Genomic DNA, 13,650 nt, shown 5'->3' with positions numbered 1-13,650 from the left:
GTTATGGATAAAAAATTACGACATCAGCTGATCAAACAGGCCATTCGTGAGGAAGCGGTTAATAGTCAAAGCGACTTGGTTGATTATCTTGCCAAGCGCGGCTATCAGATCACACAAGCGACAATTTCGCGAGATATGCAAGAATTACATGTCGTGAAAACGACTCAAGACGATCAATTTATTTATCGACTACCAGAGCAACGACCAGAACAACAGGATAATGATAGCTTTCAGACGGTATTGAGAGAGGCACATGCTCGAATCGATCGCCAAGATAACTTGATCAATGTCGAGACATTACCGGGCAGTGGTAGCGTGATTGCAGATGCGATCAAACAGCGTCATTGGCCTGAAATTTTCTCCGTGATTCCAACAGATGATAGCGTGTTGTTGATTTTAAAACGGAAGCCAGCTGCGGTTGAAACGGTTTGGGAACGTTTGACGGAGATCTTGAAGTAAGGAGGGCCATTATGTTAGCGAGTCTTGTCATTAAAGATTTTGCGATTATTGAGCACTTAGAGGTTAACTTTGAACGTGGGATGACGGTTCTAACCGGAGAGACAGGTGCAGGAAAGTCAATTATTATCGACGCGCTCGGACTTTTAGTGGGTGGTCGTGGCTCAGCCGATTTCATTCGAACCGGTGTTAAGAAGACGGATGTTCAAGGCCTTTTTGTGGTGCAGAAGAATCCACACCTCATGGCACTGCTGACTGACAATGATATCGATCTGGATGGCGAGAATATTTTATTGGAACGCGAATTGAGCCATAACGGTCGTAATGTATGTCGCGTGAATAATAAAATTGTCACTACAACGATTCTGCGTCGCATTGGCGAACAACTTGTTGATATTCACGGTCAGAACGAACATCAAGAACTCATGAACGCCGAACATCATTTAAATATTCTCGATCAATACGGTCAAAAAACAGTTGCGACTAAATTTGCGTCCTATCAAGAAACTTATCGACAATATCGTCATTTAAACAAACAGTTAACCGATAAAAATGCCAATGAACAGGCTTACGCTCAACGACTCGATATGTTAAAATTTCAAATCGAAGAAATTAGTGCGGCCAACCTCAAGGCGAATGAAGATGAGCAACTCGAGCAAGAACGCGATAGACTAAGTAATTTTCAGCGAATCAATCAGGCCTTACAAAAAGCGTTGACTGTTCTAAGTGAAGATGATCCTAATGCCTTGGACCTCACGGGGATCGCGATGACGGAGTTAGAAAATATCGCGACACTCAGCCCCGATTACCAATCCATCTCTGAAAATGTGAATAGTGCTTATTACACTTTACAAGACGTGATTTCAAATACACAAGATCAGCTTGATATCTTGGAATACGATGATGCCAGATTAAATGAGATTGAACAGCGTCTGGAAATTCTTGGCAACTTGAAGCGGAAATATGGTCCGGACTTGGCAGACGTTTTAGCTTATTTTGATAAAATTTCGGCAGAGTACGACGAAATGACCCAGTTGACCGACGAATCTGATCAGATAGAAGCCGAGTTCGAGGCGGTTAAACAGCAGCTTGCAGACAAAGCGACTGAACTGACAAAGGCACGTCAAAAAGTTGCGCGCCAGTTAGAACAAAAAGTCCATGAACAATTAAAATCATTGTACATGGACAAAGCCGTTTTTCAGGTTGATTTTAAAACGCAAACCAGTGGTTTTACTCAATCCGGCCAAGATCAAGTCGCGTTTTATCTGCAGACCAATCCCGGCGAATCCTTGAAGCCATTAGTCAAAATTGCTTCCGGTGGTGAGCTTTCACGAATCATGCTGGCGATTAAAACAATTATTGCCCAGGGCGAAGGTGTGACCAGCATTATTTTTGACGAAGTCGATACCGGGGTAAGTGGTCGGGTTGCACAAGCTATTGCTGATAAAATCAGTGTGATTGCACGTCGTTCGCAGGTGCTATGCATCACACATTTACCACAGGTCGCTGCAATGAGTGATCATCAATATTTGATTGAAAAACGCGTTCACGATGGGCGAACGACGACTTCAGTTTCACCGGTAGCTGGTTCCGCGCGTGTGCTGGTGATTGCCAAGATGATTGCAGGTAAAGAAGTGACGCAACTGGCTGAAGAGCACGCGGCAGAATTACTTGCGCAGGCAGAAGAAACCAAGAAGAAATAATTGATTCATTCTCAGATTGAAAGTAACCGCCAATGACTAGTAAATCAAAAAATGGGTTCATTGAAATTAAGCTTAATTTCAATGGACCCGTTGATGTTTAGTTTTAGTTAAGACTGAACCAATCGAGTGTCTGTCGCAACAATTAAGCGGCTATTTTGACGATCTGGTCGACGTGGATCATTTGTATCATATTGCTGTGACTGAGTTCGAAAATAAAGGTATGATGATTGGCGGTTCGCTTGAAACGACCAATCAGAAAACGAGTTGTGTTGTCTTTTGAGGTAGGGTCTTTAATTTGAATAGAAACGATTTGATTAGTGCTTTGAAGTTGGCTGATTTCACGTTCCAAAACGGCACGGTCGAATTCTGCAAATTCTGAGTCTGACTGCGTTTCTGACGTTGCGAAATCTATATCGAAGAATGATTTTAACTGGTTAGTTAAGTGGTGACTCAATTGTTTCATAACTGTCATTTTATTTTCCTCCGAACATCTGTTTGCATCTCTTATTATACGAACATCTGTTCAAATTGCAAGAAAAATTAAAAAAATTCTCAAAAGATTCTTCTCAATCTTGTCGTTAATTGAGGCAAGACTGGTTCTAAATTGAGATAAGACTTGAAAAAAGTTCCAAAAAAAGGCATTATATATCTATTAAGTGATTTGTTTAGGAGCTTTTTCATGTCGGAAAAAGGAATGTTGATTGTTTTATCTGGACCCTCTGGTGTTGGCAAGGGAACGGTTCGCCAAGCTATGGTTAAAAAATATGGGCAACAATTTAAGTACTCGATCTCAATGACAACTCGTCAGCCACGTGCACGCGAGGTCAATGGGGTTGACTATTACTTCGTTAGTAAGGATGAATTCGAGCACGAAATCGCCAATGGTGGTATGCTTGAGTATGCCCAATACGTTGATAATTACTATGGTACACCTCTGAAGTATGTCAATCAGATGCTTGATAACGGTCAAGATGTCTTGTTGGAGATTGAAGTAAAGGGTGCCATGCAAGTTCGGAGTAAAGTTAGCAATGGCGTCTTTATTTTCTTAGCGCCACCTGATTTGCATAGTCTGCAACAACGAATCGAGAAACGTGGTACCGATGATTCAGAGACGATCAAGAAACGCATGATTAAAGCGCGTGAGGAAATCAATCTGATGACCAACTATGATTATGTGGTCGTGAATGACAAGGTTGATCTTGCTGTTCAGCGTATTGAGCAGATCATTGCCAGTGAGCATTTACGTGTTGCTCGCGTTTTGAGCTCTTACCAAAAGATGTTAGGAGATAACTAGAATGATTTCATACCCATCGATCGATAAACTATTATCCAAGGTTGACTCACGTTATTCATTGGCGATTCTTGCCGCGAAGCGTGCGCACCAGATTGAAACCGGCTCGTTTGAAATGCTAGATGATTATAAGTCATCAAAAACGGTTGGTATGGCTCTTGAAGAAATTTCAGCTGGTAAGATCACAATTGACCCACATTCTGATTTAAAGGAAGCTGAAGCCGAAGCCATCGACCAAAAGGCACAAGAAGACGAAGCAATTCAGGCAGATCGTGATGCCAAACAGAAAAAGCAAGCGTCAGATGATTCACAAGCAAACGAATAAATTTTGAGCCTTCTCAACTCGTTGCGAGTTTTCAGAAGGCTATTTTTTCATTGAGGTGATGACATGTTTTCTGGCAAAAAAGTGTTATTGATTGTGACCGGTGGCATTGCGGCATACAAAATGCCCCAGTTGGTTCGTTTACTGATCAAAGCTGGTGCAGAAGTTAAAGTCGTGATGACCGCTAACGCAACTGCATTTGTGACGGCTAAGACGTTGGCGACGGTCAGTCAGAATCCTGTTTATGGCGATGACTATTTAACCGAGAATCAAACTGAATTAAGTCATCTCGACTTACCTCTGTGGGCAGATTTGGTGATCGTCGCGCCAGTAACCGCAAACACAATTGCAAAGATTGCGATGGGGATGGCCGATAATTTAGCGACCACGGCGGTTTTGGCATCAGATAAACCTGTCTATCTTTTTCCTGCGATGAATGATGTGATGTATCGTCAACACGCCACTCAGCGCAATCTTTATCAGTTGAAAGAGAGCGGCTTTCAAGTTTTCGCACCGGAAGTGGGTCCGTTGGCTGAAGGCTACGAGGCGAAAGGACGCTTACCCGAACCCGAAACAATCGTGAAACTAGTTGGTGAAGCTTATTATCGTTTTTCCCATCCACAAGTTTTAGCGGGGAAACAAGTGATCGTTACGGCGGGTGGGACCCAAGAGGCTATTGATCCGGTTCGCTACATTAGCAATCGTTCCTCAGGTAAGATGGGGACCGAGCTTGCCAATGCCGCGAGTCTGCTTGGTGCAACAGTTACCCTGGTGACGACTCGGCCGGAGGTACAGCCGTTGCCTGGCATAGACGTTGTAAGCGTCATGACAGTTAGCCAATTACAAGAAGCAGTTGAATCACGCTTTGCTACCGCAGATGTTGTGATTATGGCTGCAGCACCTTCGGATTTTCGTGTTGCTAAACCTGCAACACAGAAGATCAAGAAGGTGGCAGGTCAAGATGAATTAACGTTACAACTCGTGAAGAATCCAGACATCTTAGCCGGATTAGGACAACACAAGAAACGACAATTCGTTGCAGGCTTTGCCGCCGAAACGGAGTCGTTGCAGGTCAACGCCGCTAAAAAATTGAACGCTAAGAATGTCGATCTGATTGTGGCAAATCAGGTGGGTCAACCGACGAGCGGATTTAATTCGAACAATAATGCCGGAACCATGTTCTTTAAGGATGGTCAGGTGATTGAGTTACCATTGATGACAAAATCGCAAATGGCGCTAAAAATCGTTCAAGAGATCGGTGAACGTCTGCAGTAAATGAAGTTTGGAGGGTTTATATGGCAGTTGCACAGGTCATCATTGATATTCCTGCACAGCAAACAAATCGCCCTTTTGATTATGAAATACCAGAAGAATTAAGTGATATCGCCGTCCCTGGTGTACGTGTTCTGGTGCCTTTTGGGCGTTCTGGACACTTGCGTCAAGGATTTATTTGGCGTACCCAAGACAAGTCGGAATTTGCGGGACGCCTGAAACCAATCGCACAGATTCTCGACCTCGATCCTGTACTCAACGCTGAAATGTTGGGTTTAGCAAGTTGGTTGGCTGAGGACACGTTCTCATTCCTGATCAGTTGTCTGCAAACGATGCTGCCGAGTGCATTACGGGCTAATTATCAACGCCGCTTTTATCTGACAGCACCTTTGGCAGAAAATGACCCAGTCAATCAGCTACTGGATCACGAGGCAAGTGGCTTGATTCCGGACAAGATTGATTCGGCTTTGTTAGCGCATCTTAAACGACTGGAGCAGTCTCAACAATTGCGGATTGAGTATCAAATCAAGCAAAAAACTAAAATTAAGCAAGAAAAGCAGTACTCAGGATGTTTGCAAATGACTGAGTATCAGGATCTTTTTAATCAGGCACGAGCTAATGCAGTCCAGCAACGGCAATTATTACAATTATTGGTCGCAGAACCTTCCTTTGCAGGCAATGTTAAAACTTGGCAGGCACAATTGCCTGAATTGAAGTCGTCAACATTGACTCAAGCCGTTCAAAAGGGCTGGCTTAAAGAGGCACTGGTTGAAGTTTACCGGCAACCAGAAGTTGAATCCGTCACGACGACTAAACAGCAGTTAACCGATGAACAACAGGCGGCATATGAAGCCATTATTGCGGCAATTAGCGATGCACAGAATCAGACCTTTTTGTTGGAGGGCGTTACTGGGAGTGGCAAGACTGAAGTTTATTTAGATGCGATCGCTTATGCACGGCAACAGGGGAAAACAGCGTTGATGTTGGTACCGGAAATATCGTTAACGCCACAGATGGTCGAGCGTGTTCAAAGCCGCTTTCCACATGAGGTGGCAGTATTACATAGTGGCTTGTCCATTGGTGAGCGCTATGATGAATGGCGACGCATCGAACGAGGTGAGGCACAAGTGGTTGTGGGCGCTCGTTCGGCAGCATTTGCACCGTTAAAGAATATTGGCGTACTGATTATGGACGAGGAGCACGAAGGAAGTTATAAGCAAGACGATATGCCTCGCTATCATGCCCGTGATGTGATTCTGAAGCGTGCAGAGACTTATCATTGTCCTGTTATCCTAGGAAGTGCCACGCCATCATTGGAGTCACGTGCCCGCGCACAAAAGGGACGTTACCAGTTGTTGAAGCTGACGAAACGGCCTAACCAGATCCAGATGCCTACGGTTAATGTCGTTGATATGCGCCAAGCTGAAAAAGTCGCGGGTAAGTCGGATTTTTCATTGCAATTGATCACTGAAGTCAAGAAACGACTTGAGCGTCACGAACAAAGTGTCTTATTACTTAATCGGCGTGGTTATGCAAACTTCATCATGTGTCGCGATTGCGGTCATGTGATTAAGTGTCCGAATTGCGATATCTCATTGACGCTGCATCGTGATATTCAAGCATTGAAGTGTCATTATTGTGATCATCAAGAACCAATTCCAGCGACTTGCCCAGCATGTCATAGTTCAAAGATTCGGGATTATGGTGTGGGAACACAAAAAATCGAGCAGCAGTTGCAGGAACTCTTCCCAGAAGCGCGCTTATTGCGAATGGATGTCGATACAACCTCTCGAAAGGGTGGTCATCAACGGATCATTCGTCAATTCGGACGTCATGAGGCAGACATCCTTTTGGGCACGCAAATGATTGCCAAGGGACTCGATTTTCCAGAGGTGACACTGGTTGGTGTGATCAATGCGGATACGTCATTGAGTTTACCAGATTTTCGTGCAAGTGAACGTACTTTTCAGCTGTTGACTCAGGTCAGCGGGCGTGCCGGGCGTGCGGCTAAATCCGGGCAAGTCTTCATTCAGACTTATAATCCGGATAATTACGCAATTCAACTTGCAGCCAAGCAAGACTATGAGACGTTTTACCAGACTGAGATGAGATTACGTCATCAGGGAGGCTATCCGCCGTATTTTTATACAGTTTTGATTTCGGTGAACCATGCGCAAGAAGATCAGGCCGTCAAAAAAGTTTACCAGATCCAGCGTTGGTTGCAGCCAAAATTATCGCCACAAGCCATTGTCTTAGGGCCGACGCCACGTATGATCACGCGCGTTAACAACCAATACTATTACCAATTGATCATCAAATATAAAAACGAACCGCGTTTGCTCATAGCCCTGCAGACCCTTATAATGAACATGCAAGGCAAAAACAATCGAGGGTTTCAATTACGCATCGATCGTGAACCGCTACAGTTTATGTAATTCGATTAAGGAGTTAAAACATGACAACAATCCTATTTATGGGTACCCCACAATTTGCTGTTCCAATTTTACGAGCACTGGACGGCAATCCAGACTATCAAGTCTTGGCGGTTGTGACCCAACCGGATAAACCGGTTGGCCGCAAGCGTACGTTGACGGCTTCACCAGTTAAATTAGCGGCACAGGAATTAAAATTACCTGTTTATCAACCTGAGAAGTTAACTAAAAGTCCAGAACTCGCACAATTAATCGCATTGGCACCGGATTTGATCGTCACTGCTGCTTTTGGCCAATTTTTACCTAAGTCACTCTTAGCTGCAGCGAAGATCATGCCTGTTAATGTGCATGGATCGTTGTTACCTCAGTATCGTGGTGGTGCGCCAATTCAGCGTGCAATCATGAATGGAGATACCGAAACTGGTGTAACGATCATGGAAATGGTCTCTAAGATGGATGCTGGCGATATGTTTAGCCAAGTTAAAGTTCCAATCGCACCGAGAGACACTAGTGAGGATGTCTTTGCTAAGTTGAGTCTTGCTGGACGCGATCTCTTGCTTGAAACGTTGCCTAAAATTATTTCAGGTTCAATCGTTAAGGTGCCGCAGGATCCTGAGAAGGTGACGATCGCACCGAATATTGCACCAGAAGAAGAACAGCTTGACTTGAATTTAACGGCGTTACAGTTGACAAATAAAGTTCGTGCTCTGAACCCAGATCCCGTGGCTTATCTTGCCATAGGCGACCAGCGAATCAAGATTTGGGCGAGTCACCAGGCTGACTTGTCAACGAGTTTGGAGCCCGGTCATGTGGTGAAGGCTGATAAGAAGAACTTGTGGTTAGCCGCAGGTTCAGGCTCTGTTTGGGCAATCGATCGACTACAATTGGCAGGCAAGAAAGAAATGTCTATTAATGACTTTATGAATGGGAATGGCCGCGAATTAGTCGCCGGCCAGAAGGTGATTGAAGCTTAATGCAAAAAAAATCAGCACGATATTTAGCCGTAACTTTACTTGAAGGAATTGAAAAACAGCATCGTTACGCAAACCTAAGTCTGAATCATCTCTTACAAAATGAAGATCTATCGGAAGTTGATCGTCATTTGGTCACGCGATTGGTTTATGGAACGATCCAATGGCAGCTGCGTCTTGACTATAATTGGGAGTCTTTTGTCAAAAGGTCAGAAGATTTGCCGCTATGGATCAAAGTGTTACTGCGTGTTTCACTTTATCAACTCTTTTTCCTCGACAAGGTGCCAGCACATGCAATTCTTAATGAAGCTAATGAAATCGCAAAGACGCGTGATCATGGGCGTTACACGAAATTAGTGAACGCCGTCTTACGTCACGTTCAGCGTCACGGCGAACAAGATTATCAACAAATTACCGACACGGAGCAGCGACTCGCAATCACGCATAGCATGCCCTTGTGGCTGACGCACCGTTTAATTGAACAATACGGAGCTGAAAAGACGGAATCCATGTTGGCACAAGTTAATCAGCCACCACGCGCATCTGCCCGAGTTAATACGGTTAAAGTGACACGTGACGACTTATTGACATCACTGGGTGAGGAACTTCCTGATTTAGCTACAAGTCGCCTCAGTCCAGTCGGGATCACGGCGGAGGGGGGCAACTTTGCCCAGCTCATTCAATTTCAGCAAGGTCAATTGACGGTTCAGGATGAAAGTTCAATGCTGGTTGCGCCAAGTTTGCAGCTGCGCCCCGGTGATCAAGTCCTCGATGCGTGTTCTGCGCCCGGGGGTAAAACCACGCACATTGCCAGTTACTTAGATCCACATTCTGGTGGCCGTGTGATTGCACTCGATATTCATCAACACAAACTTGATTTGGTCGATGATAATGCACGTCGATTGGGTGTTTCGGACCGGGTCGTGACGAAGGAATTGGATGCCAGACGTGTCGATAAGGAATTTAAAGATGCCTATTTTGATCGTATTCTCGTGGATGCACCTTGTTCAGGGCTCGGATTAATGAGACGTAAACCAGAAATTCGTTATGCCAAACATGAACAAGATATTGCAAACTTGCCCAAGATCCAATTAGACATTCTGTCTGCAGTCGCTCGTAAAGTTAAGGTTAATGGCTTAGTCGTGTATAGTACCTGCACGATTTTAGCTGCTGAAAACCAAGATGTGATTCAAGCGTTTTTGCAGAAACACACTAACTTTGAGTTGGTGCCAGTTAAGGCCGCGCAAGATATTCAGTGGTCCGGCGATCAAAAACAATTTCAGCTATTGATGGATGATTACCAAACAGACGGATTTTTCATAGCTTGTTTAAAACGAATAAACTGAGTGGTGCAAAAAATGGATATTGTATATTTAACAGATATTGGCAAGCGTCGTGCGAATAACCAGGATTTCGTCGCTGCTTTTAAAAATCAAGCTGATGTCATCTTTGCAGTTGTTGCAGATGGCATGGGAGGTCATCTCGGCGGCGATGTCGCTTCAGAAATGGCCGTCTCACAGATTGGCCATGACTTCACGCAGACCGATATTTCGACGGTTTTTGATCTCAAGGATTGGTTGCTTAAGGAACTGACCAACGAGAATAATCGCATCATTGAAGTCTCGAGTAAATTCTCGGATTTAACAGGGATGGGCACGACGTTTGTAGCGTTGATGATTAGTGGCAATCGATACGTGATCACGAATATTGGTGATAGTCGTGGTTATTTGTTGCGTCACGGTGAATTGCACCAGATCACCGAGGATCATTCACTGGTCAACGAGCTGGTCAAGTACGGCAAAATCAGCCCAGAGGAAGCACGCAGTCATCCGCAAAAAAATGTCATTACACGAACATTGGGCGTTTCTAAAGATGTCCAACCTGACTCGAATAATGATGTTTGGCATCAAGATGATTTGTTTCTACTCTGTAGTGACGGCTTGACGAACATGGTAACTGATGAGGTCATTCGAGAAATCTTGGTGACCGAAAATGTTTCGTTGAAGGAGCGTGCACAACGTTTGATCGTTCAGGCTAACGCCAATGGCGGCCGCGATAATATTAGCGTGTTATTACTGCAGCCTGGGGCACAATCAACGGAGGGACAAGACCAATGATGGAACGCGGCTATTTGGTTTCTGGCCGTTATGAAATCTTGGATACGCTTGGTGAAGGCGGGATGGCTAATGTTTATTTGGCTGAAGACACGATCCTTCACCGGCAAGTTGCTGTTAAAGTTTTGCGAATGGACTTACAGCATGATCAAGCGACAATTCGAAGATTTCAACGGGAAGCATCGGCGACTTGTGAACTTTCACATCCTAATATTGTCAGTGTTTACGACGTCGGCGAAGACCGTGGCATCCAGTATATTGTCATGGAATATATTGCAGGTAGTAATCTTAAGGCCTACATTGAGAAACATTATCCCTTCCCCTTGACCAAAGTAATCGAGATTATGACACAGATTTTATCTGCGGTTCAACTGGCTCATAGTAAGGGAATTATTCATCGAGATTTGAAGCCGCAGAATATATTGATGACTGAGGACGGGCAGAGTAAGATTGCTGACTTTGGGATTGCCGTCGCGTTAAGTGAGGAATCGGTGACGCAGACAAATTCAATGCTAGGGTCGGTGCATTATATTTCGCCTGAGCAAGCACGTGGCAGTTTACCGACGCCACAATCAGATATTTATGCGTTGGGTATTATTTTGTACGAGTTACTCGTCGGGAAAGTGCCGTTTGCCGGCGATTCAGCGGTCACAATCGCCTTGAAACACTTTCATGAAGATATCCCTTCGATTCGTGAAACGAATCCAGTAATTCCACAAGCGTTAGAAAATGTCGTCCTCAAAGCGACTGCGAAAGATCCTAAGCAACGTTTTCAATCGGCAGATGAAATGTCCGCAAGCTTGCGCACGTCACTAGATCCGGCTCGTAGGAATGAACCTAAGTTTGTGCCAATCGTCGACCAAGATCTTTTAGGCGAGACCAAGATCATGCCGAGTCATCTGGACGACACACGACCAATTCCGAAGACGAATCATGCGACGCAATCCGCGACATCTGCGCCCGCAGAAGAAGTTGCGCCACCTAAGAAGTTACCAAAGCCAAAACGTAAAATGCGCTGGCCACTTTTGGTTGGGATTGGCGTGTTGTTAATTGCGGTCATTGGTATTTTCGTCGCATTGATTGTGACCAATCGTGATGTGAAGGTACCAGACATGTCAGGCATGACGCAAAGTGAGGCTAGAGCTGCCCTAGAAAAGAGTGATCTCGAGCTAGGAACTTTGCGCTATGAATATAGTCAAAAAGTAGCTAAAGACCTAGTGATCCGTAGTTTGCCGGTTGAGAGTAGTTCTGTCAAGAATGGTTCAAAAGTCGGTTTAGTCATTAGTGAAGGTGCCAAAACTTATACGATTGGAAATTACAAGGGTAAGAATTATGATACTGTTGCGGAGAAGCTGGGGAATCTCGGATTCTTTGTGAAACGAAAAGAGCAGACTTCTGAAACAGTTCCTGCAGGTGAAATTATCAAGCAAAGCCTGAAGAAGGGGAAGAAGGTCGTTCCGAAAGATACGACGATCACCTTAACCGTTAGTACGGGACTACCAACGATGGTCCTAGAAGATTATCGCAATCAAGACTATGAAACTGTTGCGGCTTTGCTTCGTCAAAAGGGGCTGACGGTCGTTAAAAAGACAACCAGTTCGACAACTGTTGATACAGGCAAGATTGTCGAACAGAGCCCAGCAGCGGGCGAGGAAGTTGTCGTGTCTGAAACAACGATCACCTTAACCGTTAGCACGGGTCGTCCGAATGTTGAATTAGCAGATATGGTGGCCGGAAAATATAATCAAGAGAAGGCTAAGAGTTATGCGGATGAGCATAATTTGAAGTTGGTCGTCGAAAATGATTATTCTGATACGGTCGCGAGTGGGTTAGTGATGTCACAGTCTCCGGCAGCTGGCACGGCGATGAAATCAGGCGATACGTTAACAATTACGCTGTCTAAAGGTTCCGATCCAAATAAGGAAACGAGCTTCTCAAAGACAATCACGATTCCATACTTGGCTGCCAGCCAATCCTCAAGCTCGAACACGAGCTCATCAGCTACTAATACAGTTCAAGTTTATATCGGCGATGCGAAAAACAATATTAACAGTCTTTACCAAACGTTGACGATCAGTCATGATACTTCTCTGACTTTGCATTTTACCGTCAAAGATAATCAATCGGCACAATATCGTATCGTGCGGGATGGCACTCAAATTGCACAAGAAAGTGTTTCTAACTAATGCGGGTAAATTATGCAATCAGGTAAAATTATTAAGTCAATCAGCGGTTTTTATGATGTTCAACTTGCCTCAGGTGAAGTTGTGCGAACACGAGCGCGAGGAAATTTCCGAAAGCAAAAAATTAAACCGATCGTTGGCGATCTGGTTGAATTTGAATCGGCTTACTTATTGGCAGTCAAACCTCGACAAAACGCGCTTGTGAGGCCACCTGTAGCTAATCTCGACTTAGCAATCGTTGTGATGAGCGCAGTTGAACCGGATTTTTCGACAAATTTACTCGATCGCTACTTGGTTTATCTCGCCGAGAATCAGATCGAGGCTGTTATTTATTTGAGTAAGACAGATTTATTATCAGACTCACAACGTGCAGCAATCGAAGATAGGTTGGCCGTCTATCGACAAATTGGTTATACCGTTTGTCAAAATGATGGTTACGACCGTTCACAATTAGAGGCATTGGCAAGTCAGCAGACTTTAATCGTCATGGGCCAATCGGGTGCGGGTAAGTCGACCCTACTCAACCGGTTAATGCCTCAGCTCGCCTTAGAGACGGCTCAGATTTCGTCAAGTTTGAATCGTGGCAAGCACACGACACGAACCGTCACACTATATCCATTTGGTGCAGATGGTCTAATTGCAGATACGCCCGGTTTCTCTTCACTAGATTTGAGTGAGATCGACCCGATAACATTGGCGGATGACTTTTTGGAGTTTGCTCAAATTGCGGTCAATTGCCGATTTCGCGGGTGTCAACATCTGCAAGAACCTGATTGTGCAGTTAAAGCGGCGGTGGCAACGGGAGAAATCGCGCAGTTTCGTTACGATAATTATGTTCAGATCTCTCAGGAACTCAGTCATTTGCGCCCCGTTTATCGTAAATCTTCTAAACCAAATTGAGGTGTT

Annotated in this window: 11 protein-coding genes and 1 pseudogene; 11 read left to right on the top strand and 1 reads right to left on the bottom strand. The window is 44.6% G+C overall.

Going from position 1 to position 13,650, the window contains the following annotated elements; translation table 11 throughout:
- Positions 1–3 precede the first annotated feature (3 nt).
- Both FC15_RS00995 and recN read left to right on the top strand, forming a co-directional pair.
- The gene (locus FC15_RS00995; protein ID WP_057823026.1) at positions 4–459 is read left to right on the top strand and encodes an arginine repressor; all 456 of its coding nucleotides are present in this window, start codon (positions 4–6) and stop codon (positions 457–459) included.
- A gap of 11 nt (positions 460–470) precedes the next feature.
- Positions 471–2,159, top strand: coding sequence for a DNA repair protein RecN (gene recN / locus FC15_RS00990; RefSeq protein WP_057823024.1), 1,689 nt, complete (start codon positions 471–473; stop codon positions 2,157–2,159).
- A 142-nt stretch (positions 2,160–2,301) separates the two neighbouring features.
- On the opposite strand, the gene FC15_RS00985 is transcribed toward recN, so the two are convergent.
- Entirely contained in the window at positions 2,302–2,631 is a 330-nt protein-coding gene (locus FC15_RS00985; RefSeq protein WP_057823022.1) for a hypothetical protein, read from the bottom strand.
- A 207-nt stretch (positions 2,632–2,838) separates the two neighbouring features.
- On the opposite strand from FC15_RS00985, the gene gmk reads away from it, so the two are divergent.
- The 9 genes and pseudogenes from gmk (at position 2,839) to rsgA (ending at position 13,644) form a co-directional block, all read left to right on the top strand.
- Positions 2,839–3,453, top strand: a complete 615-nt coding sequence (gene gmk, locus FC15_RS00980; RefSeq protein WP_057823020.1) for a guanylate kinase — start codon at positions 2,839–2,841, stop codon at positions 3,451–3,453.
- A gap of 1 nt (position 3,454) precedes the next feature.
- Positions 3,455–3,700, top strand: a pseudogene (gene rpoZ / locus FC15_RS00975) (DNA-directed RNA polymerase subunit omega); the annotation flags it as partial.
- A gap of 138 nt (positions 3,701–3,838) precedes the next feature.
- Positions 3,839–5,047 (top strand): bifunctional phosphopantothenoylcysteine decarboxylase/phosphopantothenate--cysteine ligase CoaBC, encoded by a 1,209-nt coding sequence (gene coaBC / locus FC15_RS00970; RefSeq protein WP_057823018.1) that lies wholly within the window; start codon positions 3,839–3,841, stop codon positions 5,045–5,047.
- Positions 5,048–5,067: 20 nt separating this feature from the next.
- Positions 5,068–7,479, top strand: a complete 2,412-nt coding sequence (gene priA, locus FC15_RS00965) for a primosomal protein N' (protein ID WP_057823016.1) — start codon at positions 5,068–5,070, stop codon at positions 7,477–7,479.
- A gap of 20 nt (positions 7,480–7,499) precedes the next feature.
- A complete protein-coding gene (gene fmt, locus FC15_RS00960; RefSeq protein ID WP_057823014.1) occupies positions 7,500–8,450 on the top strand; it encodes a methionyl-tRNA formyltransferase in 951 nt (316 codons plus the stop codon).
- On the top strand, positions 8,450–9,793 hold the full coding sequence (gene rsmB / locus FC15_RS00955; RefSeq protein ID WP_057823012.1) for a 16S rRNA (cytosine(967)-C(5))-methyltransferase RsmB: 1,344 nt from the start codon (positions 8,450–8,452) through the stop codon (positions 9,791–9,793). The genes fmt and rsmB overlap by 1 nt, the downstream gene beginning before the upstream one ends.
- Positions 9,794–9,805: 12 nt before the next feature.
- Positions 9,806–10,564, top strand: coding sequence for a Stp1/IreP family PP2C-type Ser/Thr phosphatase (locus FC15_RS00950; protein ID WP_057823009.1), 759 nt, complete (start codon positions 9,806–9,808; stop codon positions 10,562–10,564).
- Positions 10,561–12,747 (top strand): Stk1 family PASTA domain-containing Ser/Thr kinase, encoded by a 2,187-nt coding sequence (pknB, locus tag FC15_RS00945; RefSeq protein WP_057823008.1) that lies wholly within the window; start codon positions 10,561–10,563, stop codon positions 12,745–12,747. Before FC15_RS00950 ends, pknB begins: the two co-directional genes overlap by 4 nt.
- Before the next feature lie 12 nt (positions 12,748–12,759).
- Positions 12,760–13,644, top strand: coding sequence for a ribosome small subunit-dependent GTPase A (gene rsgA / locus FC15_RS00940; protein ID WP_057823006.1), 885 nt, complete (start codon positions 12,760–12,762; stop codon positions 13,642–13,644).
- Positions 13,645–13,650: the final 6 nt, after the last annotated feature.

The sequence above is a fragment of the Lapidilactobacillus concavus DSM 17758 genome (assembly GCF_001435835.1).
Classification (GTDB): Bacteria; Bacillota; Bacilli; order Lactobacillales; family Lactobacillaceae; genus Lapidilactobacillus; species Lapidilactobacillus concavus.
The sequence above is the reverse complement of the archived record's forward strand: the minus strand, read 5'-3'. Positions and strand labels throughout refer to the sequence as shown.

Bases quoted from the DNA above. Each gene is read 5' to 3' on its own strand.
- FC15_RS00995 (WP_057823026.1), top strand. From the start codon at position 4: ATGGATAAAAAATTACGACATCAGCTGATCAAACAGGCCATTCGTGAG.
- recN (WP_057823024.1), top strand. From the start codon at position 471: ATGTTAGCGAGTCTTGTCATTAAAGATTTTGCGATTATTGAGCACTTA.
- FC15_RS00985 (WP_057823022.1), bottom strand. From the start codon at position 2,631: ATGACAGTTATGAAACAATTGAGTCACCACTTAACTAACCAGTTAAAA.
- gmk (WP_057823020.1), top strand. From the start codon at position 2,839: ATGTCGGAAAAAGGAATGTTGATTGTTTTATCTGGACCCTCTGGTGTT.
- coaBC (WP_057823018.1), top strand. From the start codon at position 3,839: ATGTTTTCTGGCAAAAAAGTGTTATTGATTGTGACCGGTGGCATTGCG.
- priA (WP_057823016.1), top strand. From the start codon at position 5,068: ATGGCAGTTGCACAGGTCATCATTGATATTCCTGCACAGCAAACAAAT.
- fmt (WP_057823014.1), top strand. From the start codon at position 7,500: ATGACAACAATCCTATTTATGGGTACCCCACAATTTGCTGTTCCAATT.
- rsmB (WP_057823012.1), top strand. From the start codon at position 8,450: ATGCAAAAAAAATCAGCACGATATTTAGCCGTAACTTTACTTGAAGGA.
- FC15_RS00950 (WP_057823009.1), top strand. From the start codon at position 9,806: ATGGATATTGTATATTTAACAGATATTGGCAAGCGTCGTGCGAATAAC.
- pknB (WP_057823008.1), top strand. From the start codon at position 10,561: ATGATGGAACGCGGCTATTTGGTTTCTGGCCGTTATGAAATCTTGGAT.
- rsgA (WP_057823006.1), top strand. From the start codon at position 12,760: ATGCAATCAGGTAAAATTATTAAGTCAATCAGCGGTTTTTATGATGTT.